We start from the raw sequence: 26,748 nt of genomic DNA on the forward strand, positions 1-26,748 counted from the left end.
CAACTCCTGGAATTCATCGCATGAATGGCACGACCGCCTATACGCCGCCCACCGTCTGGTCCTGGAACAAGGAAAGCGGTGGCCGCTTCGCGAACATCAATCGCCCGATCGCGGGTGCCACCCATGACAAGGAACTGCCGGCAGGGAAGCATCCGCTGCAACTCTATTCGCTCGCGACGCCCAACGGCGTGAAAGTCACGGTGATGCTGGAAGAACTGCTGGCGCTGGGCCATGCCGGTGCCGAGTACGACGCCTGGCTGATCCGCATCAACGACGGCGACCAGTTCGGCAGCGGCTTCGTGGCGGTGAACCCGAATTCCAAGATCCCGGCGCTGCTGGACCGCAGCGGCGCGGCGCCCATCCGGGTGTTCGAGTCGGGCGCGATCCTGCAGTACCTGGCCGAGAAATTCGGCGGCGCCTTCCTGCCGACCGAGCGCGCGGCCCGCGCCGAATGCCTGTCGTGGCTGTTCTGGCAGATGGGCAGCGCGCCGTACCTGGGCGGCGGCTTCGGGCATTTCTATGCCTACGCGCCGACGAAGATCGAATACGCCATCGACCGCTTCGCGATGGAAGTCAAACGCCAGCTCGACGTGCTCGACCGCCGGCTGGCCGAGAGCCGCTACCTGGCCGGCAGCGAATACACCATTGCCGACATGGCCGTCTGGCCCTGGTACGGCACGCTGGCCAAGGGGCAGCTGTACGAAGCGGGCGAGTTTCTTCAGGTGGGCGAGTACAAGAACGTGCTGCGCTGGACCGACGAGATCGCGCAGCGCCCAGCGGTGCAGCGCGGCCGCATGGTCAACCGCACCTGGGGCCAGCCGTCGAGCCAGTTGCACGAGCGGCACGACGCCGGAGACTTCGACACCCGCACGCAGGACAAGCTGCAACCGCCGGCCTGAGCCAACCCGCAACAAGCAAGGAGCTTCGATGAGCGACAGGATCCTGGTCTTCTACGGCTCGTACCGCTCCGACCGCATGGGCGTGCGCCTGGCCGACTACATCGTCGCGGGGCTCAACGAGCGAGGCGCCCAGGCGGAGCTGATCGATGCCAAGGCCGTCGACCTGCCCATGCTCGACCGCATGTACAAAGAGTACCCCAAGGGCACCGCGCCGGCGGCGATGGAAGCGCTGGCCGAAAAGATCCGCACCGCCGACGCCTTCGTCTTCGTGACCGGCGAATACAACTGGGGCCCGCAGCCCGGCCTCAAGAACCTGACGGACCACTTTCTGGAGGAGTGGTTCTGGCGGCCCGCCGCGGTTGCGAGCTACTCGGCGGGGCGCTTTTCGGGCGTGCGCTCGGGCACGGTGTGGCATTCGATCCTGTCGGAGATGGGCATGGTCGTGGTGTCGAGCACGCTCGCGGTCGGGCCGATCGCGCAGACGCTGGACGCGCAGGGCAAGCCGACGGGGAGCGCGGGCGAATCGCTCGACCGCTCGTTCGGCCGGTTCGCTGACGACCTGGCCTGGTGGACCGAGGCGGCGCGGGCGCAGCGGGGGCGCAAGGCGCCGCCGTATTGAGCCTGGGACTTTCAAAATTGGCGGGCGCTCGACCATCTTGTTCACCGCCCAAAATTTAAGCAAGTTGTTGAATCCCTTTATAAAACAACAACTTAAATTGCTTTTACAAGGCTCCACCTGAGTTGTCCCCAAAGTTGTGCACAGAAAATGGGGAGTAACCCGGACGGGTGCGATTCCGCGCGCAAGTTCGCGGCACGCAGCGAAAAAATCTCGCCCCGCATCGAGCGTTCAGGTCGAACTCCGGCCATCCTCTGCTAGGAATCCAGGCTGAAAAATGCCTTTCCACCGAGGTTCGCGTGCTGAGGTTGTGCACCGCTCAAAATTTGGGCAAAGTGTGGAATACCTATATAAAACAACGAGTTGCATCGCTTTTACAATGCTCCTCATGAGTTACCCCCAAAGTTGTGCACAGAAAATGGGGAATACGCGGATTGGCTCAGGTTTCGCGCCCAACTTGCGGTGAATCGGGCTGCTCCAGTGCCCGCGCCTCGTCGGCGTAGTGACGGCACAAGGTTTCCACCAGCGCCTGTGCATAGATCGGCAGCGCCGCCCGGTCGCGTACCAGCAGGTAGCGCTCCCGCACGCACCACGCATCGCTGAGGTCGATCAGCGCGAGCTGCATGCTGTCCTGGTTGCGCCGCGCGGCCGACTCGGGCACCACGCCAATGCCCACGCCGCTGCCGATCATCCGGCACATGGCGTCGAAGCTGCCTAGCTGGATGCGCAGCTTCTGGCGCTTGCCCAGGTTGTCGGTGATCTGCGCCAGGAAGGTCTGCAGCGTGCTGCCCTGCTGCATGCCGATGGCGTCTTCGTCGAGTGTCTCGGCAAAGGCGATGCTGCGGCGCCTGGCAAAGCGGTGCTTGCGGGATGTGACCAGCACCAGCCGGTCGGTGCTGAAGTGGATGGCCTCCAGCCCCAGCGTGTCGACGCGGCCGGCGACGATGCCGATGTCGGCACGGCCGTCGAGCACGCCGCGCGGAATCTGAGCATTCGGTTTTTCCTGAAGGTCGACGTTGATGCGCGGGTTGTTCGCAAGAAAGCCCGGCAGGATCTCGGGCAGGAAGTCGGTCACGGCGGTGGTATTGGCGAACACGCGCAGGTGGCCGCGCAGGCCGCCGCCGTATTCGAGCAGGTCGGCGCGCAGCTGTTCGGTCTGATGCAGCACGAGGCGCGCGTGGTGCAGGAAGGCTTCTCCCGGCGGCAGCAGCCGCACGCCGCGGGCCTCGCGCTGCAGCAGTTGCAGGCCGGCCTGCGTTTCCAGCGCCTTGATGCGCGCGCTGGCTGCGGCCAGTGAAAGGTGCTGGCGCTCGGCGGCCCGCGTGAGGTTGCCGAGTTCGGCCGTGGCCACGAAGAGCCGCAGGTCGGTGAGGTCGAAGAGCATCGCCTGATCTTAGTCAAGCCTTCGGAATTGCAGAAGGCTGGGTTCCGAATTCGCAGATTGCGCGAGCGGGTGGTGCCGACGACCATGCGGCCATGGAGACAAGAAACATGAGCTTTCGCGCATTCGCGCTGCTGGCGCTCGCCGCCGCCACCCTGGTTCAACCGGCTGCGGCCAGCGCCGAGCCATACCCCTCGCGCCCCGTCACGCTGGTCGTGCCGCAGGCGGCCGGCGGCACCAACGACATCGTCGGGCGCCTCGTGGGCCAGAAGCTCGGCGAAGTGATGAACAACGCCAGCGTGGTGGTCGACAACCGGCCCGGTGCGGGCGGCAACATCGGCACGCAGCTCGTGGCCAAGGGCCCGAAGGACGGCTACACGCTGCTCATGACCATCAGCAGCAGCCAGGCCATCAACCCGGCGCTGTACAAGAACCCCGGCTTCGACCCGGTGAAAGACTTCAAGCCCGTGGGCCTGATCGGCGCGGTGCCCAACGTGCTGCTGGTCAACCCGTCGTTCCCGGCAAAGAACTTCGCCGAGTTCCTGAAGCTCGCGCGGCAGAAGGGCGCGAACTACCAGTACGCCTCGGCCGGCAACGGCACGCTCAACCACCTGCTTGGTGAAATGCTCAACAGCATGGCCGGCATCTCGCTGCAGCACGTGCCGTACAAGGGCGTGGCGCCGGCGCTCAACGACGTGCTGGGCGGGCAACTGCCGATCGTGTTCGCGAGCCTGCCTTCGGCGCTCTCGCACATCAAGGCCGGCAAGCTGCGCGCGCTGGCCGTGAGCGGCGACAAGCGCTCGCCCGTGTTGCCCGACGTGCCCACCATTGCCGAGGCGGTACCGGGCTACAACGGCACGCTGTGGATCGGCCTGTTCGCGCCCGCCGGCGTTCCGGCCGACGTGCTGGCGACATTGCAGGAGGCCACGCGCAAGGCGCTGGCGTCGAAAGACCTGCGCGACAAGCTCGACCAGCAGGGCGTGGAGATCGCGCCCGACACCTCCTCCGAACAGTTCGCGAAGCTGCTGCAGGACGACCTCGCCAAGTGGGCGCGCATCGTCAAGGCATCCGGCGCCGCGGTCGATTGAACCGAAGCATTGAAGCAACCCCAACCCATGAGCGAGCAAACCTCCCCGACACACCGCCTGATCGACGACGCCGCCCTGGCAAAGCTGCAGGCCTGGCAGGGCCGCAGCGAAACCCTGGCCGACGACATCACCGCCGCGCCCGTGCGCGCGCTTTCCGCCACCCTCGACCGCGACGACGCCGCGCCCGTGCCCGGCACGCGCTTGCCCGAGCTGTGGCACTGGCTGTACTTCCTGCCGCACCACCGCCAGTCGGAAATCGGCGAAGACGGCCACGCCCGGCGCGGCGGCTTCCTGCCGCCGGTGCCGCTGCCGCGCCGCATGTGGGCCGGCGGTCGGCTCAATTGGGAGGCGGGCAATCCGCTGCAGGTCGGCGACAAGGTGGAGCGCACCTCGACCATCGCCTCGGTCACGCACAAGGCCGGACGCACCGGCGAGCTGGTGTTCGTGCTGGTACGCCATGAGGTGCGCAACGAGCGCGGGCTCGCGCTGACCGAGGAGCACGACATCGTCTACCGCGCCGCAGCGCAGCCCGGCGAATCGGGGCCGCCCCCAACGCCCGCGCCGAAAGACGCCGCCTTCAGCCGCGACATCGCACCCGACGACGTGCTGCTGTTCCGCTACTCGGCGCTGACCTTCAACGGCCACCGCATCCACTACGACCGCCGGTACGTGACGAAGGTCGAGGGCTATCCGGGCCTGATCGTGCACGGCCCGCTGATCGCGACGCTGCTGGTCGACCTGCTGCGCAGCAACGTGCCGGGCGCGCAGCTCGCGCGCTTCGAGTTCCGCGCGGTGCGCCCGACCTTCGACACGGCACCGTTCCGCGTGCACGGCAAGCCGGGTGCTGACGGCAAGACATTCAGCCTCTGGGGCGAAGACGCCGACGGCTGGCTCACGATGCAGGCCACGGCCGTGCTGGCCTGAAGAGAGAGGACGAACACATGACCAGGCCACTGGACGGCATCACCGTCGTTTCTCTCGAACACGCCATCGCCGCCCCTTTCTGCACCCGGCAGCTGGCCGACCTCGGCGCGCGCGTCATCAAGGTGGAGCGGCCCGGCGCCGGCGACTTCGCGCGGGCCTACGACGAGCGCGTGGACGGCGAGGCCTCGCACTTCGTGTGGGTCAACCGCTCGAAGGAAAGCATCACGCTCGACCTCAAGCAGCCCGCCGCGCTCGAGGTGCTGCGGCAGCTGGTGGCCGATGCCGACGTGCTGGTGCAGAACCTCGCGCCCGGCGCGGCGGCTCGCATGGGGCTAGGCGCACAGGCGCTGCAGGCGGAGCATCCGAGGCTCATCGTGTGCGACATCTCGGGCTACGGCGACGACGGCCCGTACCGCGACAAGAAGGCCTACGACCTGCTGATCCAGAGCGAGGCGGGCTTCCTGTCGGTCACGGGCACGCCCGACGAGCCCTGCAAGTCGGGCAATTCCATCGCCGACATCGCGGCAGGCATGTACGCCTACACCGGCATCCTCGCGGCGCTGCTTCAGCGCGGCAAGACCGGCAAGGGCTCGCACATCGACGTGTCGATGCTCGAATCGCTGGCCGAGTGGATGGGCTACCCGATGTACTACGCCTATGAAGGCGCGCCGCCGCCGCCGCGCAGCGCCGCGTCGCACGCCACCATCTATCCCTACGGCCCGTTCCCCGCGGGCGACGGCGGCACGGTGATGCTCGGTCTGCAGAACGAGCGCGAATGGCGCGTGTTCTGCGAGAAGGTGCTGCTGCAGCCGGGGCTTGCGACGGATGCGCGCTTCGACAGCAACGCGCGGCGCAACGAACACCGCGAGACCCTGCGCGCGGTGATCGTCGAGACCTTCGGCGCGCTGAGCACGGCGCAGGTGCTCGAGCGGCTCGACACCGCGCAGATCGCCAATGCGCGCATGAACGACATGGCCGGCCTCTGGGCGCATCCGCAGCTGCAGGCGCGCGAGCGCTGGCGGCAGGTGGGCTCGCCGGCCGGTGACATTCCCGCATTGCTGCCCGCCGGGCGGCAGAGCGCGTTCGACTACCGCATGGACCCGATTCCGGCGGTCGGCCAGCACACCGACGCCATCCTGCGCGGCTTGGGGCGCAGCGAGGCGGACATCGCGGCGCTGCGCGAGGCGGGGGCGGTGTGAGCGGCAAGTCCCCGGTGCCCCTGGCGCTGGCACGCGCGTTTCTCTTCGTGCCGGCCGACCGGCCCGAGCGCCATGCCCGCGCGCTGGCGACCGGCGCGGGCGGCGTGATCGTCGATCTGGAAGACGCCGTGGCGCCCGAGCGCAAGGCAGCTGCGCGCGACGGTCTCGCGGCCTCGTTTGCCGCATTGCCGGCCGCCCGGCGCGGCCGCCTGCTGGTGCGCGTGAACGCCCAGGGCACGCCGTGGCACGGCGACGACTGCGCGCGGGTCAGCGAGCTGGCGAGGCAAGGCCTGATCGCCGGTGTCGTATTGCCCAAGGCCGAAAGCGCCGGAGACCTGGCGCGGCTGGCCGAAGCCGTCGGGCCTCGGGGCTTGCTGGTGCCGCTGATCGAATCGGCCGCCGGCCTTGCCGCCGTCGACGAGCTGGCCGCCGCTCCGCAAGTGCTGCGCCTGGCGTTCGGCAATCTCGATTTCCAGGCCGACCTGGGCCTGGCCTGCGACGAGGACGAAGCAGAACTGGTTCCGGTGCGCCTGGCGCTGCTGCTGGCCACGCGCCGCGCCGGGCTGCCCGCACCCATCGACGGCGTGACGCCCGACTGGCGCGATGCGGGACGCCTCGCGGCCGATACCGCGCGTGCCCGCCGCGGCGGCTTCGGCGCCAAGCTGTGCATCCATCCCGACCAGGTCGCGCCGGTGCATGCTGCGCTCGGCCCGAGCGCCGACGAACTGGCCTGGGCCCGCCGCGTGATCGAGGCGATCCGGGCGTCGGGCGGCGTCGTCAGCCTCGACGGCCGCATGGTCGATGCGCCCGTCGTGCGGCTCGCCGAGCGGCTGCTCGCGCTCGATGCCCCGCCACCGTCCTGAGACAGATACCTGCCCATAACCATAGGAGACAAAGAAGTGACAGCAACCAAGAAGACCTGGAAATTCAAGACCCTGATCGCAGCCGCCTCGGCGGGCGCCTGCCTGCTGGTGGCCCAATCGCCCGCCTCGGCGCAGGCCGCGTGGCCGGAAAAGCCCGTCACCATGGTCGTGCCGTATTCCGCGGGCGGCCCGACCGACGTGGTGGCGCGCATGCTCGCCATTCCGATGGGCAAGTCGCTCGGCCAGACGGTGATCGTCGAGAACACGGTGGGCGCGGGCGGCACCATCGCGCCGGCGCGCGTGGCCCGGGCGGCGCCCAACGGCTACACCATCCTGATCCACCACATGGGCATGGCCACCGCGCCAGCGCTCTACAAGAAGCTCAACTACGACCCGCTGAAGGACTTCGAATACGTCGGCCAGGTGCTGGACGTGCCGATGACGCTGCTCTCGCGCAAGGACTTCCCGGCCAACAACTACCAGGAACTGCTGGCCTACGTGAAGGCCAACAAGGACAAGGTCACGCTGGCCAACGCGGGCGTGGGGGCGGTGTCGCAGCTGTGCGGGCTGCTCTTCATGAACCAGATCGGGGTGCAGCTCACCACCGTGCCTTACAAGGGCGCGGGCCCGGCGCTGAACGACCTGATGGGCGGGCAGGTCGACCTGCTGTGCGACCAGACCACGCAGACCGCGCCGGTCATCAAGGACGGCAACCGGGTGAAGGTGTTCGGCGTGACCACGCCCAAGCGGCTGTCGAGCATGCCGAACATTCCGACGCTGGACGAGCAGGGCCTCAAGGGCTTCGACGTGCGGGTGTGGCACGGCATCTACGCGCCCAAGGGCACGCCGCCCGCGGTGATCGAGAAGCTGAACGTCGCCTTGCGCGCCGCGCTGCAGGACGACATGGTCAAGCACCGCCTGGCCGAGCTCAGTTCGGAGATCGTGCCGCTGGACAAGCAGACGCCGGAAAGCCTGCGCACGCACCTCGCGGCGGAGGTCGACAAGTGGGGCAAGGTGATCCGCGCGGCGGGCGTGCAGGCGGACTGAGCCTTCGCTTCAGGCGGGCGGGGCTTCTTCGGGCTGCGCCCGCAGTGTTTCCTCGAACAGCGCGAGCAACTGGCGCGCGAACAGGTCCATGTTGAGCGGCCGGTCGGTGCCGCCGTTCTCGATGGTGCGGCTGACCGTGGCCGCGCCGCCGACCACGGCGAGGCACACATGCCCCGGCGCGTCGCCGTAGGGGCTGCCAGCCGGTCCGGCGGCGCCGCTTTCGCTGATGCCCCAGCTCGTGTGGTGGCTGTCGCGCACCCGGCCGGCGACGAGGCGGGCGTAAGGCTCGGTCTCGCCGCGCATGCCGGCCATGTCTTCGGCTGTCAGGCCCAGCAGCGCCCGGCCCGCGCGCCGCGAATAGACCACGGCGCCGCCCCGGAAATACGCCGACGCGCCCGGCACGGCGAGCAGCGCGGCCGACACCAGTCCGCCGGCCGAGGATTCGACGACCGAGACGGTCTGGCCCCGCGAACGCAGCAGTTCGCCCACGCGCGCGGCCAGCACCGCCAGCGTCTCCGGGGTATCGATGGAGGAGGGCGACGTGCTCATGGCTTGGCGAACGGGGTGCCGGGGCGCTTCACGTAGGCCGGCGCGCGCTCGTGGCTCGCCGTGCTGCCGTAGACCGTGTCGGCCGGGTAGTACTCCGCCTGCAGCTGCACCTTGGCGGCGGCTTCCTCTCCCGCGGTGTGGGCGATGAAGGCCAGCATCAGGTCGGTGCCGGCCGAAACCCCGGCGGAAGTCCAGACGTTGCCGTCCCGCACGAAGCGTTGCTCGACCACCTTCACGTCGCCCAGCGCGCGCAGGCGGTCGAGCGAACCCCAGTGCGTGGTCGCGGTCTTGCCAGAGAGCAACCCGGCCGCGTGCAGCACGAAGGCGCCTGTGCACACCGACAGCAGCGCGCGGCAGCCGGGCGCCTGGTCGGCCAGGAAACGGGTCACTACCGGGTTGTCGACCTCGCGCCGGGTGCCCATGCCGCCGGGCACGAGCAGGTAGTCCAGCGGCGGGCAGTCGGCAAAAGACACGTGCGGGTTGACCGACAGGCCCTTGGCGCAGGCCACCGGCTCGCGCTTTTCGGCCACGATCAGGCAGTTGGCGGGTCCGCCGGCCAGCTTGCTCCACATGGTGAGCATTTCCCAGGGGCCGATGAAATCGAGCTCCTCGACGTCGGGGAAGATGATGATCCCGAAATTCATACTTTCGAACTCCTTGATATTTCCGTGGCGTTGGCGGTCGTGCAAGAACGTACAGGTGCACGCGCGGATGCGAGGATAGAGTCTGCGCTGAAGCCGCGCTTCGTGACAGCTGGTTGCAAGCCTGGCTCAGTGTTTTCCTCAGAGTTCGGTGGTCCGAAACTCGCTAGAGTGAAGGCGGCCGTTCAGGCTTTTGCTACGTACATAAAGGAATTCTCATGAGCAAGAAAGTTGCATATGTCACCGGGGGCATGGGTGGCATCGGAACAGCCATCTGCCAGCGCCTGCACAGAGACGGGTTCACCGTGGTCGCCGGCTGCGGCCCCACGCGCGACTACGCCAAGTGGCTGGCCGAACAGAAAGCCGAAGGCTTCGAGTTCCACGCCTCGGTCGGCAACGTCGGCGACTGGCAATCCACCGTCGAAGCCTTCTCCGCCGCCAAGGCTGCGCACGGCCCCATCGACGTGCTGGTCAACAACGCCGGCATCACGCGCGACCGCATGTTCCTCAAGATGACGCCCGAGGACTGGAGCGCGGTCATCGAAACCAACCTGAACAGCATGTTCAACGTCACCAAGCAGGTGGTGGGCGACATGGTCGAGAAGGGCTGGGGCCGCATCATCAACATCAGCTCGGTGAACGGCGCCAAGGGCCAGGCGGGCCAGACCAACTATTCGGCGGCCAAGGCCGGCATGCACGGCTTCACCATGGCGCTGGCGCAGGAACTGGCCAACAAGGGCGTGACGGTCAACACCGTGAGCCCGGGCTACATCGGCACCGACATGGTCAAGGCCATCCGCCAGGAAGTGCTCGACAAGATCGTGGCCACCATCCCGGTAAAGCGCCTGGGCGAGCCGAGCGAAATCGCCTCGATCATCTCGTGGCTCGCCACGGACGAAGGCGGCTACAGCACGGGGGCCGACTTCTCGGTCAACGGCGGCCTCCACATGCATTGAACATGCTGACTGGCACCTGAAGAAAAAACCCGCCTCGGCGGGTTTTTTTGTTCACGGATGCGGCTTCTACGAATGGAAACCCGATCCGACGCAACCTACAGTTCCGAATCTTCCGGAGGCATCCATGGAAAACACAACAAGTAAATCCGCCAAGAAGCTCCCTCTGTACCGCTCCCTCTACGTGCAGGTGATCACCGCGGTGATCATCGGCGTGCTGCTCGGCCATTTCTACCCCTCGGTCGGGGAAGCGATGAAGCCGCTGGGCGACGGCTTCATCAAGCTCATCAAGATGATCATCGCGCCGATCATCTTCTGCACGGTGGTGGTGGGCATCGCCGGCATGGAAGACATGAAGAAGGTCGGCAAGACCGGCGGCCTTGCGCTGCTGTACTTCGAGGTCGTCTCCAGCATCGCGCTGCTGGTCGGCCTGGTGCTGGTCAACGTGCTGCAGCCCGGCGCGGGCATGAACGTCGATCCGGCCACGCTCGACACCAAGTCGATCGCCTCGTACACCGGCCCCGGCAAGATGACCGGCACCGTCGACTTCATCCTGAACATCATCCCCAACACGCTGGTCGATGCCTTCGCCAAGGGCGAGATCCTGCAAGTGCTGCTGATTGCCGTGCTGTTCGGCTTCGCGCTGCACCGCTTCGGCGGGCGCGGCACGCTGGTGTTCGACGTGATCGAGAAGGGCTCGCACGTGCTCTTCGGCATCGTCAACTACATCATGAAGCTGGCGCCCATCGGCGCCTTCGGCGCGATGGCCTTCACCATCGGCAAGTACGGCCTGGGCAGCCTGTTCTCGCTGGGCAAGCTGATGGGCACGTTCTACCTGACCTGCCTGCTGTTCATCTTCGTGGTGCTGGGGCTCATTGCGCGCTTCCACGGGTTCAGCATCTGGAAGTTCATCAAGTACATCAAGGAAGAGCTGCTGATCGTGCTGGGCACGTCCTCCAGCGAATCGGTGCTGCCGCGCATGATGGAGAAGATGGAGAACCTGGGCGCCAACAAGACCTGCGTGGGCCTGGTCATTCCCACGGGCTACTCGTTCAACCTGGACGGCACTTCGATCTACCTGACGATGGCGGCGGTGTTCATCGCGCAGGCCACCAACACGCCGATGACGCTGGTGCAGGAGATAACGCTGCTGGCGGTGCTGCTGCTCACCTCGAAGGGCGCCGCCGGCGTCACGGGCAGCGGCTTCATCGTGCTGGCGGCCACGCTGTCGGCCGTGGGCCACGTGCCGGTGGCGGGGCTCGCGCTCATCCTGGGCATCGACCGCTTCATGTCGGAAGCCCGCGCGCTGACCAACCTGATCGGCAACGGCGTGGCCACCATCGTGGTCGCCAAGTGGACCAACGAACTGGACGAGAACCGGCTGCAAGCAGGTCTCAACAACGAGACCTGGGTCGAGGCGCAGGAGCCCGAGGCGCTGGACGCGGCACGCAGCGGCAAGATGGCCGGATAGCCGGGGGCCGCACCGGCGGCCCGGCAAGGCCGGTTCCGCGGTGTTCCGCGGTGTTGCGCGAAGAATCCTGCCAGCCTAAAAGGTTGAACATCGTTCCTGCAAAATGGGGCGATGCCCCATAGCGTCTCCCTCATCAACACCATTGCCGCCGGCCTGGGGCTTGCGCTTGTTTTCGGTTTCCTGGCGGCCAAGCTCAGGCTGCCGGCGCTGGTCGGCTACCTGCTGGCCGGCGTGATCATCGGCCCGTTCACACCGGGCTTCGTCGCGGATGCGGGCATTGCGGCCCAGCTCGCCGAAATCGGCGTGATGCTGCTGATGTTCGGTGTCGGCCTTCATTTCTCCCTGGACGACCTGCTGGCGGTGCGCAAGATCGCGCTGCCCGGCGCGCTCGCGCAGATCGCGGTGGCCACGCTGCTCGGCGGCGGGCTGGCCATGTGGTGGGGCTGGAGCCCCGGCGCTGCGCTGGTGTTCGGCCTGGCGCTGTCGGTGGCCAGCACTGTGGTGCTGCTGCGTGCGCTCGAAAGCCTGGGCATTCTCGATTCGTTCACCGGGCGCATCGCCATCGGCTGGCTGGTGGTCGAAGACCTGGCAATGGTTCTGGTGCTTGTGCTGATGCCGCCGCTGGCCGGCACGCTGGGCGGCCACGCGGCGCAAGAAGGGCCGGCCGATCCGCTGTGGCAGACCCTGGGCCTCACGCTGCTGCAGGTCGGCGGCTTCGTGGCGCTGATGCTGGTGGTGGGGCGGCGCGTGTTCCCGTGGATCCTCTGGCAGGTCACGCGCACCGGTTCGCGCGAGCTCTTCACGCTGTGCGTGGTGGCGGCCGCCGTGAGCATCGCCTTCGCTTCGGCGGCGCTGTTCGGCGTGTCGTTCGCGCTGGGCGCTTTCTTCGCGGGCATGGTCATGCGCGAGTCGCAGTTCGCGCATCGCGCCGCGGAAGAGTCGCTGCCGCTGCGCGACGCCTTCGCGGTGCTGTTCTTCGTGTCGGTCGGCATGCTGTTCGATCCCTCGGTGCTGATCGAGCGGCCGCTGCAGGTGCTGGCGGTGGTGCTGGTGATCGTGTTGGGCAAGTCGCTGGCGGCCTGCGCGCTGGTGCTGGTGTTCCGCTACCCGCTGGGCACGGCGCTCACTGTGAGCGCGAGCCTGGCGCAGATCGGGGAGTTCTCGTTCATCCTGGCGGGGCTGGGGGTGTCGCTCGGCTTGCTGCCGGTGGAGGGGCAGAGCCTGGTGCTGGCGGGGGCGCTAATTTCCATCGCCACCAATCCGCTGTGGTTCAGCCTGATCGCGCCCATGCAGAAATGGCTGCATGCGCATTCGTCTTTCGCGCGCGGGCTCGAGTCGCGCGACGACCCGCTGGCCGAACTGCCCATGACCACCGAGGCCAGGTACCTTTCGCGCCAGGTGGTGCTGGTGGGCTACGGCCGCGTCGGTCGCCGCATCGCGGCCGAACTCGACGCCAACGACATCCCCTACGTGGTCGCCGAGCAGAACCGCGAGCTGGTCGAGAAACTGCGCGAAGCCGGCACGCCGGCCGTGTGGGGCGATGCGGCCGACCCGGCCGTGCTGATCCAGGCGCACGTGGCCCGCGCCCGTGTGCTGGTGGTGGCCACGCCCGACGCGATGAACGTGCGCCAGATGATCGAGACGGCGCGCACGCTCAACCCGACCATCCAGACCGTGATCCGAAGCCACAACGAGCAGGAAGCCGCGCTGCTCACGCGCGAGGCAGCCGTGACGGTCTTCCTGGGCGAACAGGAACTCGCCCAGGCCATGGCGCGCGACGTGGTGCAGCGGGCCGTGTCGATGGCGGCCCCGGCCTGACGAACTCAGAGATCTTCGATCACCAGCGTGCGGTAACGCTGCGCGATGGAGTAGGGCACGGTGCGCACCAGCACCATGAGCTGTTCGGCCGCGTCACTGTCCTTTGTTTTCACCAGCAGCGCCGTGTGGCCCTCGCGCGCGAGCTTGGTGTACGCGCGCACAGTGGCGCCCTCGGTGCCGGCGGAAGGCAGGGGGTCGTCCGCCGTCTCCACGGTGGGCGTGATCTCGGCGAGCACGGTTTTCGCGGGAAGCAGGTAGACCTCGTCGCCGCTGGTGCCTTGCTCGATCAGGCTGCGGCCTATGCGGCGGGCATCTTCCGCGTCTGGAAACATGACCATCGAGTAGCCGGTCGGATAGAAGGCTCCGCCGATGCTCGATCGCATGCCGGGTTCGAGAGTGAAGTTCTTCATGCTGTCTCCTGCTTGTGCATCAACAAACATAGGCTGCATGGGGAAGACCCCCTGTAGGAGAAGCCCGGAAGCTGTCAACCGGCCTTGGCCTCCACCCATTCACCAATAAGCACTGCCCAATCCATTTCATGCCCACACCGAGAAACATCGCGCTCACCGTCCATGAACTGGAAAAGGGTGAGTTCTACTGGGTGTTGATGGAAGCAGTGGCCGGGGAGCCCGGTGACGCCTCCCACTTCTACGAGCCGCTGGAAGCGGCGCTCGAGCCCTACGCCAGCTATTCGAATGCGCTCGTGGCCGGCGTGGCGGTGATGCGGCGCCTGTTCGGGCCGGACGGTAATACCGGCTCCTTATAATTTCGCGGTTTTGGTTTGTTAATTCTCACGAATCAAACCAATAGACACGGTTCGAAGGTGCCCCGCCCGCCATTCCATGGCGCCGGGGTTAAACGGGAAGCAGGTGCGCCGGGTCATTGCCGACACGGTCATTCCTGCGCTGCCCCCGCAACGGTCAGCGGATCGGAAATTCTCAAGCCAGCGCCTCCTTGAAGAGGCCGGCGGCCACTGCGCTTCGGCGTGGGAAGGCGAGGGTTTCTGCTTCGATGCGCACATCGCGCATCGAAGCGCTCCGCAAGCCCGGATACCGGCCTTGGAACCGCCTTCGGACGCTGCGGGAGTGCGTGTCCGGGCCTGCCGCCTTCGCGCTCGCGCTTGGACCGTCATCGCCCCTTCGCTTCTCCCGCTTCGTTCTTTTTCGGACAGAGGAGCCTGCGGGGACGCGGGCCGGAGGAGAGGTCACATGAGCCGACAGGCATCGCCAGCGCGCGATGGCAGGGGCGCGCCGCAACGTGCGCGACTTTCGGGTATCCCGGTGGCCCTGGGGCTGGCACTGGGCCTGGCATTCGGGCCTTCCGTGGCCCTCGCACAGGCCGCCGGCAACCAGAGCCTGGCGCCGGTGCAGGTCGAGGCCGACCGCCACACGCGGCTCGCCATCGACGAGACGACGCAGACCGGCAGCCGCCTGGGCCTGACGCCGCTTGAAACGCCGGCCAGCATCGAGGTGCTTAGCGGCGACACCATCCGCGCACGCGGCGACGTCTCGGTGATCGATGCCGCCACCCGCGCCACCGGCATCACCGGTTCGCCCGGCCCCGGCAACGGCGGCACCGCGATGGCGGCGCGCGGCTTCCTGGGCCACGGCTCGGTGATGCAGCTGTTCGACGGCACGCGGCTGTATGCGGGCGCGGGCACCGTCACCTTTCCGTTCGACACCTGGTCGGTCGACCGCATCGAGATACTGCGCGGCGCGGCCTCGGTGATGTACGGCGAAGGCGCCATCGGCGGCGCGATCAACGTGGTGCCCAGGAAGCCCACGCGCGGGCCGATCCAGAACCAGGCGCTGGTCACCGTCGGCTCCGACGCCACCCGCCAGGTGGCCTTTGGCAGCGGCGGCGCGATCGATGACAGGCTCTCCTACCGCTTCGACATCAGCCACCGCCAGACCGACGGCTTCATGCAGCGCGGCCAGGCCGAAAGCCTGGCCGTGGGCGCGGCCGTGCGGCTCGACGTGTCTTCGCAACTGCAGTTCACGCTCTCGCACGACGAGGGCCGGCAGTCGCCGCAGCGCTACTACGGCGTGCCGCTGATCGACGGCCGCCTGAGCAGCCAGACGCTGCGCCAGAACTACAACCTCGACGACTCCGAGATCAAGTACCGCGACAAGTGGACCCGCCTCGAGGCCCAGTGGACGCCGAACGATTCGGTCACCGTGCGCAACCAGCTCTACCGGCTGGAGAGCAAGCGCCACTGGCGCAACAGCGAGACCTACACCTACAGCGCCACCACGCGCCGCGTGACGCGCGGCGACTACCTGGAAATCGGCCACGACCAGGAGCAGATCGGCAACCGCACCGACGCCACCTTCAGGCACGGCCTGTTCGGCCTGGCCAACCAGGTGCTGATGGGCTTCGACGTGAACCGCATCGACTTCCAGCACACCAACGATTCGCCCTACGGCGGGCGATCGGTGGTGGACCCCTTCGTCTTCAACCCGGGCTACTACGTTTCGCCCGTGGCCTACACGCCTCGCTACCGGACCAAGACCGACACCTACGCCTTCTTCACCGAAGACAAGCTGGCCTTCAACGAGCAATGGTCGGTGGTGGGCAGCCTGCGCTGGGACCACGCGAAGATCGCGCGCGCCGACCTGCAGAACGCGGCCAACAACCTGGGCAAGACCTTCGAGTACGCCACCGGCCGCTTTGGCGTGGTGTATGCGCCCGATGCGTCGCAGTCGTTCTACGCGCAGGTGGCGCGCGCGGCCGATCCGCTGACCTCGCTCATCAGCACCTCGGCCACGCAAGTGCCGTTCGAGCTCAGCACCGGCAAGCAGGTCGAGGTCGGCTACAAGCGCCAGTTCGCCGACAACCGCGGCGCCTGGACCGTGGCCGCCTACCGCATAGAGAAGAACAAGCTGCTGTCGCGCGACGCGAGCGACCCGAGCAAGACGCAGCAGATCGGCCGGCAGTCTTCCGAGGGCATCGAGGCCACGCTGGACATGGCGCTCACGCCCACGCTGAACCTCGAGGCCAACATCGCCAGGCTGCGCGCGCGCTACGACGACTTCAACGAAGTGGTCGGCGGCAAGCTGATTTCGCGCGCGGGCAACACGCCCAACGGCGTGCCCGAGCAGGCGGCCAACCTGTGGCTCAACTGGCGCTTCCTGCCGCAGTGGGAGGCCGCATTCGGCGTGCGCTACGTCGGCCCGCGCCAGGTCGATGCCGCCAATTCGCGCAAGATCGGCTCGTACACCGTGGCCGACGCCTCGGTGAGCTGGCAAGCGAACCGTTCGCTGAAGCTGGCGCTGCGCGCCTACAACCTGGCCGACCGGCGCTATGCGGTGTCGTTCTCCAACGGTGGCAACCAGTGGCTGCTGGGCCGCCCGCGTTCGTTCGAACTCTCGGCGCTGGTCGATTTCTGAGCGACCCACGCATGACTTCCGCATGGCGCCGCACCTGGCCGCGCATCCGCCACTGCCTCTACTGGACCCACCGGTGGCTGGGCATCGGCGGCTGCCTGCTGTTCGTCATGTGGTTCGTCTCGGGCGTGGTGATGATGTACGTGGGGTATCCCAACCTCACGGACGCCGAGCGGCTGGCCGGGCTGGGGCCGCTGCGCCTTGCGCAGGCAACGGTGTCGCCCACGGCCGCGCTCGACGCGTTGCCGCCCGCCGCACGCGCACAGCCGCCAAGGCGCATGGTGCTGGAAATGCAGGGCGGCACCGACTCGCAGCCCGTGTGGCGCATCGTCGATGCGCGCGGCGGCCGGCACACGGTCTCGGCACGCGACGGCCATGTGCCGGGCCCGGTCGATGCCGTGCAGGCCGAAGCCATTGGGCGCGCGTTCTCGGGCCGGGCCGGCGCGCGCTGAGCCGAGACGCTGGAGCGCGACCAGTGGACCGTGCCGCAGGGCCTGAACCCGCTGCGTCCGCTGCACCGCATCGAACTGGGCGACGCGGCCGGCACCGAGCTGTATGTGTCTTCGCGCAACGGCGAGGTGGTGCGCGACACCAACCGTTCCGAGCGCTTCTGGAACTGGCTGGGCTCGGTGCCGCACTGGATCTACTTCACGCCGCTGCGCGCCGACCCGCCCCTGTGGCACGAAGTGGTCGTGTGGCTGTCGGCGGCGTGCATCGTCTCGGCGGTGACGGGCATCGTCATCGGCATCCTGCGCGTGCGGCTGCGCAGGCGCTTTCGCAATGGCGCCGTCACGCCCTACACGGGGTGGATGGCCTGGCACCACGTCGCGGGGCTGATCGGCGGCTTCTTCGTGCTGACCTGGATCAGCAGCGGCTGGCTCTCGATGAACCCCCACGGCTGGTTCCAGCGCGGGCCGGGCGACGCGGCCGCAATGGCCCGCTACAGCGGTGCCGGGGCGTCGCCGTTCCCCTGGCCGCCGGCGTCATTGCCGGACGGCGAGGGCGCCGCCGCGCCGCGCGAGGCCGTGCTGCTGTGGTTCGACGGCCGGCCGCTGCTGCAGCTGCGCGATGCGCGGGCGCGCGTGCGGGTGGTCGATGCCGCCACCGGCGCGCCTGCTTCCATCACAAGGGACGACATCGTGCGGGCCGCATCGGCCCTGCGGCCCGGCGCCCGTGTCACCGAGGCGGTGCTCCAGACGCGCGAAGACTTTCACTGGTACGGCCACCACCGCGAACGCATCGTGCCCGTGTGGCGCCTGCAGTTCGACGACGCCGCGCGCAGCCGGATCTACATCGACCCGGCCAGCGGGCAGGTGGCGGGCAGCAACGACAGCAACTCGCGCCTGCGCCGCTGGCTCTTCAACGCGGCCCACAGCCTCGACTTTCCCTGGCTCATCCAGTACCGCCCGGCCTGGGACTTCGTGATGTGGCTGCTTTCGATCATCGGTGCGGTAGCCTCGGCCAGCGGCGTGGTGATCGGCTGGCGCCGGCTGCGGCGCAAGCCACGGCGGGCGGCGGCCTCGAAGGGGCTTGCGCAGGCAGGTCCATGAACCAACAATCAACTTTCGCACTGCGGTGCATTTCAGGAGGTGCTCGATGCACATCGAACCAGGTCTCGTCGACGGAACCAAGATTTTTCTCAGCTATGCAACGGCCGCTGCCGCACTCGCCTACACAGGCAAGGTGGCCATCGAAACCGCGGTGAAGGACGGCCTTGCCGCCCTGGTGCTGCGCTGCGCCATTGCCGTGGCGCTGGTGTTCTGCTTCTTCGAGGTGTTGCCGCATCACCCGGTGGGCGTGTCCGAGGTGCACCTGATCCTCGGCACCACGCTGCTGCTGGTGTTCGGGCTGGCGCCGGCGGCCATCGGGCTGGCTGGCGGGCTCCTCATCCAGGGCCTGTTCTTCGAGCCGCAGGACATTGCGCAGTACGGCATGAACGTCACCACGCTGCTGGTGCCGCTGTTCGCTACCGCCGCGCTGGCGCGCCGCATCATCCCGAAGAACGTGGCTTATGTGGACCTGAGCTACCAGCAGGCTTTCAAGCTGTCGGTGGCCTACCAGGGCGGCATCGTGGTCTGGGTCGGCTTCTGGGCGCTGTACGGCCGCGGTACCGGGCTCGAGAACCTCGGCCAGATCGCCAGCTTCGGCGCTGCCTACATGACGGTGGTGCTGGTCGAGCCGCTGGTCGACCTGGGCGTGCTGGCCGCCGCCAAGGGCTGGCGCCGCCTGCAGGGCTCGGTCTTCGTCGAGCGTCGCCTGTACGGCGGCGTCTGATTCGCCAAGCACTCTCTCTTCCTGGGCGCCAGGCTCGTTTAGTGGGCCTGGCGCCGATTCTCTTGTGATGACTACCGGCTCGCCTTTGCTGGCGCCCGGTGCTCGTTCATCCATCCGGCCGCCACCGGCGCCCGAAAGAACACTTTCATGACCCAAGCAAGCAACGCCAAGATTCCCGTCACCATCGTCACTGGCTTCCTCGGCAGCGGCAAGACCACGCTGCTGCGCCACATTCTCGGCAATGCCGAAGGCCGCCGCATCGCGGTGATCGTCAACGAGTTCGGCGAGCTCGGCATCGACGGCGAGATTCTTCGCGGCTGCGGCATCGGCTGCGACGACGAAGGCAACGAGCGCGAAGGCGCGCTCTATGAGTTGGCCAACGGCTGCGTGTGCTGCACCGTGCAGGAAGAGTTCCTGCCCGTGATGCTGCAGCTGGCCGAGCGGCGCGGCGACCTCGACGCGGTGCTCATCGAGACCTCGGGCCTGGCACTGCCCAAGCCGCTGGTGCAGGCCTTCCAGTGGCCGGACATCGCCAACATCTTCACCGTCGACTCGGTGGTCACAGTGGTGGACGGCCCGGCCGCCGCGTCGGGCCAGTTCGCGGAGAACCCCGAGGCCGTGGACGAAGCGCGCCGCGCCGACCCCAACCTCGACCACGAATCGCCGCTGCACGAGCTGTTCGAAGACCAGCTCTCGGCCGCCGACCTGGTGGTGCTCAACAAGACCGACCTGATGGACGACGCCGCGCGTGCGAAGGTGGAGGCCCTGGTGCGCGAAGAACTGCCGCCCGAAGTGAAGATCGTCGCCGCCACCGAAGGCAGGCTGCCGCTCGCGCTGCTGCTGGGCCAGGGTCGCGCCGCCGAGGCCACCATCCACCTGCGCGAAAGCCACCACGACCACGAGGAAGACCATGACCACGACGAGTTCGACTCGCTGGTGATCGAGCTGCCGCCCGTGGACCGCGACAGCCTGCTGGCCGTGCTCGGCAAGCTGGTCGAGCAGCACACCATCTACCGCGTGAAGGGCTTCGTCGCCATTCCGGGCAAGCCGATGCGCCTGCTGGTGCAGGGCGTGGGCCGGCGCTTCGACCACCACTTCGACCGCCGCTGGCGCGACGGCGAGGCGCAGCGCACGCGGCTGGTGTTCATCGGCGAAGACCTGGACGAAGCGGTGCTGCGCAAGGCGCTGGAAGAAGTGGCCGCGGTCGCCGCCTGACGGCCTGCACGCATGCACCTGCTGAGCACCCAGCCCGGACGCTTCGTCGAGGACGACAGCGTCGTCACCCGTCTCGACCAGACGCCGGGCGACGTCGTGGTGCTCAGCTCGGCCGACACCACGCTCGCACTGCTGGCCGCCGCGCGCACCGCGCTGGCCGAAACCGACCCCGGCTACCCGTCGCTGCGGCTGGCCAACCTCATGTACCTGAAGCAGCCGGCCTCGCTCGACCTGTACATCGACGAGGTGCTGCAGCATGCGCGCGTGGTGGTGGTCGACCACCTGGGGGCCGAATCGGCCTGGGCCTACGGGCTGCAACAGCTGGAGAAGCTCGCGAAGCGCAAGGGCCAGCAGCTCGCGATGTTCTCCGGCGACCTGCAGGAAGACGAAGACCTGCTGGCGCGCAGCACCGCGCCGCGCGCGGTGAGCCGGCAGCTCTGGCAGTACATGCGTGCGGGCGGTGCGGGCAATGCGCTGCAGTTCCTGCGCGCGGTGGCCTTCCACGGCCTCGGCCATGGAGAGGCGCCGCTGCCGCCGCGCAGCCTGCCGCAAGTCGCGCTGCATGTGCCGCGCGGCATGGACGCGGCGCACACCGTTGCCGGCATCGACGACCTGCGCGCCGGCTGGCACGCGGGTGCGCCGGTGGTGGCGCTGGTGTTCTATCGCTCGCACCTGCTGGCGGGCAACACCGTGGCCTTCGATGCCATGGCCGCCGCGCTGAGCGCCGAGGGGCTGAACCCGCTGCCCGTTGCGCTCGATTCGCTGAAAGACCCGCTGTGCCTGTCGGCGCTGCGCGAGCTGTGCGCAGCGCATGACGTGCAGCTCGTCCTCAACACCACTGCCTTCGCCGCGCTGGGGCAGGGCACACAGAAAGAAGAAGGCGAAGGCCTCGCGCTGGCCGGCGACGCGCCCGTGCTGCAGGTGATCGTGAGCGGCGGCAACCGCGAAGACTGGCTGGCCGACAGCCAGGGCCTGCGCCCGCGCGACATCGCCATGCAGATCGCGCTGCCCGAGATGGACGGCCGCATCATCACGCGCGCCGTGAGCTTCAAGGGCCTGTCGCACCGCTGCGAGCTCACGCAGACCGAAGTGGTGAACTACCAGCCCGAGCCCGACCGCGTTGCCTTCGTGGCCGAGCTGGCGCGGCGCTGGTGCCGGCTGCGCGCGCTCGACGCGGCCGACAAGCGCATCGCGCTGATCCTGGCCAACTACCCCGGCAGCGAAGGCCGCATCGGCAGCGGCGTGGGGCTCGACACGCCGGCCTCGGTCATCGCCATCCTGCGCGCGATGCAGGCCGAGGGCTATGCGCTCGGCAACCCCGCCGCGCTGCCCGAAGACGGCGACGCGCTGATGCGCAGGCTGCAGGAAGGCATCGCGAACGACCCCGCGCAGTGGGCCGCGCGCCCGGCCTGGCAAAGCTATGCGCTGGCCGACTACCGCGCGCGGCTCGCGTCGCTGCCCGCGGGCATGGCGGATGCCATCGACGCCCGCTGGGGCGCGCCCGAACAAGACCCCCTGGTGCGCCAGGGCCGCTTCATGATCGCGGGGCTGCGGCTGGGCCGGGTGTTCGTCGGCATCCAGCCCGCGCGCGCGCTGGGCACCCTGGGCGCGGCCGACTACGCGAGCTACCACGACGCCGAACTGGTGCCGCCGCACAGCTACCTCGCCTTCTATTTCTGGCTGCGCGATGCCTTCGCCATCGACGCGGTGGTGCACGTCGGCAAGCATGGCAACCTCGAGTGGCTGCCGGGCAAGAGCATCGCGCTGTCGCAGGCCTGCTGGCCCGACGCCATCCTGGGGCCGATGCCCAATGTCTATCCCTTCATCGTCAACGACCCGGGCGAGGGCGCGCAGGCCAAGCGGCGCACGCAGGCGGTCATCGTCGACCACCTGATGCCGCCGCTCACGCGCGCCGAGAACCACGGCCCGCTGCAAGACCTGGAGCGGCAGGTGGACGAGTACTACGACGCGCTGCTGGTCGACGCGCGCCGCGCCAAGGTACTGCGCGCGCAGATCCTCGCGTCGGTGCGGGCGCAGCATCTGGTCGAGGAACTCGGCATGCCGGGCGCGGAAGACGACGCGGTGCTGGCGCGTGTCGACGCCTATTTGTGCGAGCTGAAGGAAACCCAGATCCGCGACGGGCTGCATGTGTTCGGCGCATCGCCGGCAGGCCGCTTGCGGCGCGACACGCTGCTGGCGCTTGCGCGCTATCCGGCCGCTGAAGGCGCTGGCGAGAACGCGGGGCTGCTCGGCGCGCTGGCAAATGATCTGCTGCCCGGCGAAGGCTTCGATCCGCTCGACATCGACGCGGCCAAGCCCTGGCTGGGCGCGCGGCCCGCGCTGCTGCAATCGGTCAGCACCGATGCGTGGCGGCACCAGGGCGACACGCGCGAGCGGCTGGAGTTGCTGGCGCAGCGGCTGATCGAATCGCGCGATTGCCCGCCCGATCTGCCGCGCACCTCGGCGGTGCTCGGGCGCATCGAACGGAGCCTGGCCCCCGCGCTCGACGCATGCGGCACGCAGGAGCTGCTGCAACTCTCCCGCGCCCTGCAAGGCCGCTTCGTGCCGCCCGGCCCGAGCGGATCGCCGTCGCGCGGCCGGCCCGACGTGCTGCCCACCGGGCGCAACTTCTATGCGGTCGACACCCGTGCCATTCCCACGCCCACGGCCTGGATGCTGGGCCTGAAGTCCGCCGCGCAACTGGTGGAGCGCCACATGCAGGAGCACGGCGACTACCCGGTGGCGATGGGGCTGTCGGTCTGGGGCACGGCCACCATGCGCACCGGCGGCGACGATCTGGCGCAGGCCTTCGCGCTCATCGGCGTGCGGCCCAAGTGGGCGCCAGGCAGCCAGCGGGTGGTCGATTTCGAGGTGCTGCCCACGGTGGGGCTGGGCCGCCCGCGCATCGACGTCACGCTGCGCATCTCGGGCTTCTTCCGCGACGCCTTTCCCAATGCCGTGCAGATGTTCGACGCCGCCGTGCAGGCTGTCGCGGCACAGGAAGACGAAGACGCCGAGCGCAACCCGATCCGCGCGCGCATCCTGCGCGAAGCCGCCACGCTGGAAGCGCAGGGCGTGGCGCCCGACGCGGCCCGCACCCAGGCCGGCTGGCGCGTGTTCGGCTCGGCGCCGGGCAGCTACGGCTCGGGCCTGCAGCCGCTGTTCGACCACGGCGACTGGCAGACCGACGACGACCTGTCGAAGGCTTATGTCGGCGGCAGTGCCCATGCCTACGGGCAGGGCAGCGACGGCGTGCCGGCAGCAGGCGCGCTGGTGCGCAGGCTGCGCGCCATGGACGTCGTCATGCAGAACCAGGACAGCCGCGAGCACGACCTGCTCGACTCCAACGACTACTACCAGTTCCAGGGCGGCATGGCCGCCGCCGTGCGCCACCTGAGCGGCCGGCAGCCGGCCATGTACCACGGCGACCATGGCAACCCGCAGGCGCCGCGCGTGCGCACGCTGAAGGAAGAAATCAGCCGCGTCATCCGTTCGCGCGTGGTCAATCCCAAGTGGATCGACGGCGTGAAGCGGCACGGCTACAAGGGCGCGTTCGAAATGGCCGCCACGGTCGACTACCTGTTCGGCTTCGACGCCACCGCGCGCGTGGTCGGTGACCACCAGTACGCGATGGTGGCCGACGCCTACGTGCTGGACGAGGCCACCCGCGATTTCGTGAGCGAGCACAATCCGCGCGCACTGCACGACATGCTCGGCCGCCTGCTCGAAGCGATGCAGCGCGGCCTCTGGCAGTCGCCCGGCGACTACCGCACCCAATTGGAGAACCTGCTGCTCGACCAGGAGCAGCGGATGGAAGGAAGCCTCAGATGACCACAGCCGCCCCGATGCCGCTGCCTTTTCCTTTTGCCGCGATCGCCGGTCAGCCGCAGTTGCGGCAGGCGCTGCTGCTGGCCGCGGTCGATCCCGCGCTGGGCGGCGTGCTGATCGAAGGGCCGCGCGGCACGGCCAAGACCACCGCCGCGCGCGCGCTGGCCGAGCTGCTGCCCGGCGCGCCCTTCGTCACGCTGCCGCTGGGCGCGAGCCTCGAGAGCCTGGTCGGCACGCTGGACCTCGGCCAGGCGCTGGCCGGCCATGAGCTCAAGTTCGCGCCCGGCCTGCTGGCGCGCGCGCACGGCGGCGTGCTGTACGTGGACGAAATCAACCTGCTGCCCGATGCGCTGATCGATTCGCTGCTCGACGCGGCGGCCAGCGGCGTGAACGTGGTCGAACGCGACGGCATCTCGCACCGGCACGCCGCGCGCTTCGTGCTGGTCGGCACCATGAACCCGGAAGAAGGCACGCTGCGGCCCCAACTGCTCGACCGCTTCGGGCTGTGCGTGCAGTTGCGCAACATCGACGATGCGGCCGGGCGCCAGGCCATCGTGCGCGCGCGGCTGGCGTTCGATGCCGATCCGGCCGCCTTCCGCGCGAAACATGCGCAGGCAGAGTCCGAGCTGTCCGCCGCGCTGGCGCGGGCTCGCGCGCGGCTGGCCGATGCCTCGGCGCTGCCTTATGGGGACGCGGTGCATGACGCGGTGTGCGCGCTGTGCATCGAGGCCGGCGTCGACGGCCTTCGCGCGGACCTCGTCATGCTGCGCTCGGCGCGCGCGCTCGCAGCGTGGGAAGACGCAGAAGCCATCACCACCGATCACGTGCAGCGTGCGGCCGAAGCGGTGCTGCTGCACCGTCGAAAGCCCGAAGCCGCTGGCGCGCCGCCGGCCAAGGCGGCCACGCCCGCACCTGCGCCCCGTGGCACCGAGACGAACGGCACCTCCAGGACAAGCGGTGCCGCCGACGAAGACTGGGGCGCCATGCCGCCCGAGCCCGTCGGCATCGAGCGCGTGAAACCGCTGCGCCCGCTGATCGCCTCCCGCCCGCAGGCCGCTCCAAAAAAAGCCTGAGCCTCCGGGACGCCGCACCCGCTGGCGCGCGCCAGGGTGACCGGAGGCAGGGCACGCAGAGGGACGCATGGCATGGCGCCGCATCGCAGGGCGCGGGCTTCGACTGGCCGCGCACTTTCGCGGCACGCGGTGCTGGCCAATTGCGTGCCGAACACCTGCGCCACCGCCCGCAGGAAGCACGCAGCGGCGCGCTGCACTGCTTCCTGCTCGACTGCTCGGCCTCCATGCGCGACGACGGCAACCTCGCGCGCGCCAAGGGCCTGCTGCTCGCATTGATGGAGGAGGCCTACCAGCGCCGCGACCATGTCGCGCTGCTTTGCTTCGCAGGCGAGGTGGTCGAACTGCGCCTGCCGCCGCGCCGCGCCAGTGCCTGGAACGACGACTGGGTCGCGCCGATTGCCGCTGGTGGCGGCACGCCCCTCGCATTGGGCGTGCAGCGTGCCGACCAGTTGCTCGCGAAGAGCGAAGCGCGGCAGCGCTGGCTGTGGCTGCTGACCGACGGCCGCAGCAGCGAAAGCCCCGTGCGGCCCGAGTCGGCCGACGTCGCGTGCGTCGTTGATTTCGAGGCGGCGCGGGTGCCACTGCACCGCGCGAAGCAGCTCGCCGAGGGGTGGGATGCGCGCTACCTCACTGTGTAGGGCTGAGCGGTGTTTTGCGCCGCCGTTGCGTTACCGTGCGGCATGAGCGTCAAAACCTTCTTCCTGGCCCTTGCGTTGAGCGTGACGCTGCCTGCCTTCGCACAACCCGCCGTGCCGCCGGACAGCGCGACTTGCCAGGCCGAGGAGGCTGCCCTTGAGCGCGACATCGATCTCGCGCGTTCCCGGGGCCAGATGCTGCGGCGGGGAGAGCTTGCCGAAGCATTGAGCGCGCTGCAGATGCAATGCAAGGCCGCGGCGCCGGCCGAGAGCCGCGCAGCCCGAATCGCCAGGCTGGAGCAGCAAGCCAGGGCGCTGCGCCAGGAGCTCGATCGCACCGAGGAGCAACTGCGCAAGCTGAAGAGCGAGTCGCCCTGAGGCCGGTGCCGGATCGCTTACGGGGCGGGGGCCTCGGCCTCTTCAGGCGCCAGCATCGTCCCCCGGCAGTTCGCCGAGCCGCAGTGGCAGGGGTACTTGGACGGCGGCGAGCCGTCGTCCGCCGTCAGCGAATAGTCGATGAACAGCTCGTCGCCCGCATCCACGGCCGTGAGCGTCTGGAACTTCAGCACCAGCTCACCGCCTTCGTCGTATTCCTCGACCGCCTCGCAGTTGGGCTCGCACGAATGATTCAGGTGGCGCGTGGCGTTGCCGCCCTTGGCGCCGTCGATGGTCTCGTGGTTCGACAGCGTGAAAAGGTAGGTGAGCTGGTCGTTCCAGACCTTGGTGGCGATCTCGGCCTTGGTGTAGCGGCGGCCTTCGTACAGGCCCAGGAAGGCCTCGGGCGGCAGGTCGCGCGTGGCGAAGGCCCCAAGGCCGTGCACGCCGCTGGGGCCGACCCGGACGAAAGGCGTGGACGATGTGATTTGCTTGCGGTGCTTCATGGGGTGC

The 26,748-nt window shown here is 68.6% G+C and carries 25 protein-coding genes and 1 riboswitch; of the genes, 20 read left to right on the forward strand and 5 right to left on the reverse strand.

All coding sequences use genetic code 11. The features are described 5' to 3' along the window. Window positions 1-20: 20 nt before the first annotated feature. Entirely contained in the window at window positions 21-899 is an 879-nt protein-coding gene (gene yghU / locus ACQY8B_RS07655; RefSeq protein WP_422086149.1) for a glutathione-dependent disulfide-bond oxidoreductase, read from the forward strand. Window positions 900-927: 28 nt separating this feature from the next. Beyond that, window positions 928-1,518 carry an NADPH-dependent FMN reductase gene (locus ACQY8B_RS07660; RefSeq protein WP_422086150.1) on the forward strand — a complete coding sequence of 197 codons (591 nt, stop codon included), beginning with the start codon at window positions 928-930 and terminating at the stop codon, window positions 1,516-1,518. A 436-nt stretch (window positions 1,519-1,954) separates the two neighbouring features. On the opposite strand, the gene ACQY8B_RS07665 is transcribed toward ACQY8B_RS07660, so the two are convergent. Continuing rightward, complete coding sequence (locus tag ACQY8B_RS07665) at window positions 1,955-2,899, reverse strand: LysR family transcriptional regulator (RefSeq protein ID WP_422086151.1); 945 nt, start codon at window positions 2,897-2,899, stop codon at window positions 1,955-1,957. A gap of 107 nt (window positions 2,900-3,006) precedes the next feature. On the opposite strand from ACQY8B_RS07665, the gene ACQY8B_RS07670 reads away from it, so the two are divergent. The 5 genes from ACQY8B_RS07670 to ACQY8B_RS07690 are packed head-to-tail and all read left to right on the forward strand — an operon-like array spanning window position 3,007 to window position 8,017. Then, window positions 3,007-3,984, forward strand: a complete 978-nt coding sequence (locus ACQY8B_RS07670) for a tripartite tricarboxylate transporter substrate binding protein (protein WP_422086152.1) — start codon at window positions 3,007-3,009, stop codon at window positions 3,982-3,984. A 27-nt stretch (window positions 3,985-4,011) separates the two neighbouring features. Further along, complete coding sequence (locus ACQY8B_RS07675; protein WP_422086153.1) at window positions 4,012-4,908, forward strand: FAS1-like dehydratase domain-containing protein; 897 nt, start codon at window positions 4,012-4,014, stop codon at window positions 4,906-4,908. 17 nt (window positions 4,909-4,925) lie between these two features. Further along, window positions 4,926-6,107, forward strand: coding sequence for a CaiB/BaiF CoA transferase family protein (locus tag ACQY8B_RS07680; RefSeq protein WP_422086154.1), 1,182 nt, complete (start codon window positions 4,926-4,928; stop codon window positions 6,105-6,107). Beyond that, window positions 6,104-6,970 carry an HpcH/HpaI aldolase/citrate lyase family protein gene (locus ACQY8B_RS07685; protein ID WP_422086155.1) on the forward strand — a complete coding sequence of 289 codons (867 nt, stop codon included), beginning with the start codon at window positions 6,104-6,106 and terminating at the stop codon, window positions 6,968-6,970. The genes ACQY8B_RS07680 and ACQY8B_RS07685 overlap by 4 nt, the downstream gene beginning before the upstream one ends. A gap of 36 nt (window positions 6,971-7,006) precedes the next feature. Beyond that, the gene (locus tag ACQY8B_RS07690) at window positions 7,007-8,017 is read left to right on the forward strand and encodes a tripartite tricarboxylate transporter substrate-binding protein (RefSeq protein ID WP_422086156.1); all 1,011 of its coding nucleotides are present in this window, start codon (window positions 7,007-7,009) and stop codon (window positions 8,015-8,017) included. Window positions 8,018-8,026: 9 nt separating this feature from the next. Here the strand turns inward: ACQY8B_RS07690 and ACQY8B_RS07695 are convergent, their stop codons facing one another. Both ACQY8B_RS07695 and ACQY8B_RS07700 read right to left on the reverse strand, forming a co-directional pair. Continuing rightward, window positions 8,027-8,566 (reverse strand): CinA family protein, encoded by a 540-nt coding sequence (locus ACQY8B_RS07695; RefSeq protein ID WP_422086157.1) that lies wholly within the window; start codon window positions 8,564-8,566, stop codon window positions 8,027-8,029. Then, window positions 8,563-9,210: a DJ-1/PfpI family protein gene (locus ACQY8B_RS07700; protein WP_422086158.1), complete on the reverse strand. Its 648-nt coding sequence runs from the start codon at window positions 9,208-9,210 to the stop codon at window positions 8,563-8,565. Before ACQY8B_RS07700 ends, ACQY8B_RS07695 begins: the two co-directional genes overlap by 4 nt. Window positions 9,211-9,425: 215 nt before the next feature. Between ACQY8B_RS07700 and phbB the strand changes: the two genes are divergently transcribed. The 3 genes from phbB to ybaL all read left to right on the forward strand — a co-directional run bounded on the left by phbB (window position 9,426) and on the right by ybaL (window position 13,449). After that, the gene (gene phbB / locus ACQY8B_RS07705; RefSeq protein WP_422086159.1) at window positions 9,426-10,163 is read left to right on the forward strand and encodes an acetoacetyl-CoA reductase; all 738 of its coding nucleotides are present in this window, start codon (window positions 9,426-9,428) and stop codon (window positions 10,161-10,163) included. Window positions 10,164-10,287: 124 nt separating this feature from the next. Continuing rightward, window positions 10,288-11,631, forward strand: a complete 1,344-nt coding sequence (locus ACQY8B_RS07710) for a dicarboxylate/amino acid:cation symporter (protein WP_422086160.1) — start codon at window positions 10,288-10,290, stop codon at window positions 11,629-11,631. A 111-nt stretch (window positions 11,632-11,742) separates the two neighbouring features. Continuing rightward, the gene (gene ybaL, locus ACQY8B_RS07715; protein ID WP_422086161.1) at window positions 11,743-13,449 is read left to right on the forward strand and encodes a YbaL family putative K(+) efflux transporter; all 1,707 of its coding nucleotides are present in this window, start codon (window positions 11,743-11,745) and stop codon (window positions 13,447-13,449) included. Window positions 13,450-13,454: 5 nt separating this feature from the next. On the opposite strand, the gene ACQY8B_RS07720 is transcribed toward ybaL, so the two are convergent. After that, complete coding sequence (locus ACQY8B_RS07720) at window positions 13,455-13,859, reverse strand: hypothetical protein (protein ID WP_422086162.1); 405 nt, start codon at window positions 13,857-13,859, stop codon at window positions 13,455-13,457. 128 nt (window positions 13,860-13,987) lie between these two features. On the opposite strand from ACQY8B_RS07720, the gene ACQY8B_RS07725 reads away from it, so the two are divergent. The 10 genes from ACQY8B_RS07725 to ACQY8B_RS07770 all read left to right on the forward strand — a co-directional run bounded on the left by ACQY8B_RS07725 (window position 13,988) and on the right by ACQY8B_RS07770 (window position 26,238). Next, complete coding sequence (locus ACQY8B_RS07725; RefSeq protein WP_422086163.1) at window positions 13,988-14,215, forward strand: hypothetical protein; 228 nt, start codon at window positions 13,988-13,990, stop codon at window positions 14,213-14,215. A gap of 38 nt (window positions 14,216-14,253) precedes the next feature. Continuing rightward, window positions 14,254-14,524: riboswitch (cobalamin riboswitch) on the forward strand. A 133-nt stretch (window positions 14,525-14,657) separates the two neighbouring features. Continuing rightward, complete coding sequence (locus ACQY8B_RS07730; protein ID WP_422086164.1) at window positions 14,658-16,838, forward strand: TonB-dependent receptor; 2,181 nt, start codon at window positions 14,658-14,660, stop codon at window positions 16,836-16,838. Window positions 16,839-16,849: 11 nt separating this feature from the next. Then, window positions 16,850-17,287, forward strand: coding sequence for a hypothetical protein (locus ACQY8B_RS07735; RefSeq protein WP_422086165.1), 438 nt, complete (start codon window positions 16,850-16,852; stop codon window positions 17,285-17,287). A 30-nt stretch (window positions 17,288-17,317) separates the two neighbouring features. Continuing rightward, entirely contained in the window at window positions 17,318-18,385 is a 1,068-nt protein-coding gene (locus ACQY8B_RS07740) for a hypothetical protein (RefSeq protein ID WP_422086166.1), read from the forward strand. A gap of 46 nt (window positions 18,386-18,431) precedes the next feature. Beyond that, window positions 18,432-19,109: an energy-coupling factor ABC transporter permease gene (locus ACQY8B_RS07745; protein WP_422086167.1), complete on the forward strand. Its 678-nt coding sequence runs from the start codon at window positions 18,432-18,434 to the stop codon at window positions 19,107-19,109. Window positions 19,110-19,256: 147 nt separating this feature from the next. Beyond that, entirely contained in the window at window positions 19,257-20,324 is a 1,068-nt protein-coding gene (cobW, locus tag ACQY8B_RS07750) for a cobalamin biosynthesis protein CobW (protein WP_422086168.1), read from the forward strand. Between the two features lie 12 nt (window positions 20,325-20,336). Continuing rightward, on the forward strand, window positions 20,337-24,155 hold the full coding sequence (cobN, locus tag ACQY8B_RS07755) for a cobaltochelatase subunit CobN (protein ID WP_422086169.1): 3,819 nt from the start codon (window positions 20,337-20,339) through the stop codon (window positions 24,153-24,155). After that, the gene (locus tag ACQY8B_RS07760) at window positions 24,152-25,225 is read left to right on the forward strand and encodes an ATP-binding protein (protein WP_422086170.1); all 1,074 of its coding nucleotides are present in this window, start codon (window positions 24,152-24,154) and stop codon (window positions 25,223-25,225) included. The genes cobN and ACQY8B_RS07760 overlap by 4 nt, the downstream gene beginning before the upstream one ends. 140 nt (window positions 25,226-25,365) lie before the next feature. Continuing rightward, entirely contained in the window at window positions 25,366-25,863 is a 498-nt protein-coding gene (locus tag ACQY8B_RS07765; RefSeq protein ID WP_422086171.1) for a vWA domain-containing protein, read from the forward strand. A gap of 42 nt (window positions 25,864-25,905) precedes the next feature. Further along, a complete protein-coding gene (locus ACQY8B_RS07770) occupies window positions 25,906-26,238 on the forward strand; it encodes a DUF1090 family protein (protein WP_422086172.1) in 333 nt (110 codons plus the stop codon). Window positions 26,239-26,255: 17 nt separating this feature from the next. Here ACQY8B_RS07770 and ACQY8B_RS07775 read toward each other — a convergent pair whose 3' ends face one another. Further along, entirely contained in the window at window positions 26,256-26,741 is a 486-nt protein-coding gene (locus tag ACQY8B_RS07775) for an SET domain-containing protein (protein ID WP_422086173.1), read from the reverse strand. Between the last annotated feature and the right edge of the window lie 7 nt (window positions 26,742-26,748).

It is taken from the genome of Variovorax sp., from assembly GCF_965279555.1.
In the GTDB taxonomy this organism is placed as follows: Bacteria; Pseudomonadota; Gammaproteobacteria; order Burkholderiales; family Burkholderiaceae_C; genus Variovorax.

Bases quoted from the DNA above. Each gene is read 5' to 3' on its own strand.
- ACQY8B_RS07770 (WP_422086172.1), top strand. From the start codon at position 25,906: ATGAGCGTCAAAACCTTCTTCCTGGCCCTTGCGTTGAGCGTGACGCTG.
- ACQY8B_RS07700 (WP_422086158.1), bottom strand. From the start codon at position 9,210: ATGAATTTCGGGATCATCATCTTCCCCGACGTCGAGGAGCTCGATTTC.
- ybaL (WP_422086161.1), top strand. From the start codon at position 11,743: ATGCCCCATAGCGTCTCCCTCATCAACACCATTGCCGCCGGCCTGGGG.
- ACQY8B_RS07695 (WP_422086157.1), bottom strand. From the start codon at position 8,566: ATGAGCACGTCGCCCTCCTCCATCGATACCCCGGAGACGCTGGCGGTG.
- ACQY8B_RS07720 (WP_422086162.1), bottom strand. From the start codon at position 13,859: ATGAAGAACTTCACTCTCGAACCCGGCATGCGATCGAGCATCGGCGGA.
- ACQY8B_RS07670 (WP_422086152.1), top strand. From the start codon at position 3,007: ATGAGCTTTCGCGCATTCGCGCTGCTGGCGCTCGCCGCCGCCACCCTG.
- cobW (WP_422086168.1), top strand. From the start codon at position 19,257: ATGACCCAAGCAAGCAACGCCAAGATTCCCGTCACCATCGTCACTGGC.
- ACQY8B_RS07725 (WP_422086163.1), top strand. From the start codon at position 13,988: ATGCCCACACCGAGAAACATCGCGCTCACCGTCCATGAACTGGAAAAG.
- ACQY8B_RS07660 (WP_422086150.1), top strand. From the start codon at position 928: ATGAGCGACAGGATCCTGGTCTTCTACGGCTCGTACCGCTCCGACCGC.
- ACQY8B_RS07665 (WP_422086151.1), bottom strand. From the start codon at position 2,899: ATGCTCTTCGACCTCACCGACCTGCGGCTCTTCGTGGCCACGGCCGAA.
- ACQY8B_RS07745 (WP_422086167.1), top strand. From the start codon at position 18,432: ATGCACATCGAACCAGGTCTCGTCGACGGAACCAAGATTTTTCTCAGC.
- ACQY8B_RS07680 (WP_422086154.1), top strand. From the start codon at position 4,926: ATGACCAGGCCACTGGACGGCATCACCGTCGTTTCTCTCGAACACGCC.
- ACQY8B_RS07735 (WP_422086165.1), top strand. From the start codon at position 16,850: ATGACTTCCGCATGGCGCCGCACCTGGCCGCGCATCCGCCACTGCCTC.
- ACQY8B_RS07775 (WP_422086173.1), bottom strand. From the start codon at position 26,741: ATGAAGCACCGCAAGCAAATCACATCGTCCACGCCTTTCGTCCGGGTC.
- yghU (WP_422086149.1), top strand. From the start codon at position 21: ATGAATGGCACGACCGCCTATACGCCGCCCACCGTCTGGTCCTGGAAC.
- cobN (WP_422086169.1), top strand. From the start codon at position 20,337: ATGCACCTGCTGAGCACCCAGCCCGGACGCTTCGTCGAGGACGACAGC.
- phbB (WP_422086159.1), top strand. From the start codon at position 9,426: ATGAGCAAGAAAGTTGCATATGTCACCGGGGGCATGGGTGGCATCGGA.
- ACQY8B_RS07760 (WP_422086170.1), top strand. From the start codon at position 24,152: ATGACCACAGCCGCCCCGATGCCGCTGCCTTTTCCTTTTGCCGCGATC.
- ACQY8B_RS07710 (WP_422086160.1), top strand. From the start codon at position 10,288: ATGGAAAACACAACAAGTAAATCCGCCAAGAAGCTCCCTCTGTACCGC.
- ACQY8B_RS07675 (WP_422086153.1), top strand. From the start codon at position 4,012: ATGAGCGAGCAAACCTCCCCGACACACCGCCTGATCGACGACGCCGCC.
- ACQY8B_RS07730 (WP_422086164.1), top strand. From the start codon at position 14,658: ATGAGCCGACAGGCATCGCCAGCGCGCGATGGCAGGGGCGCGCCGCAA.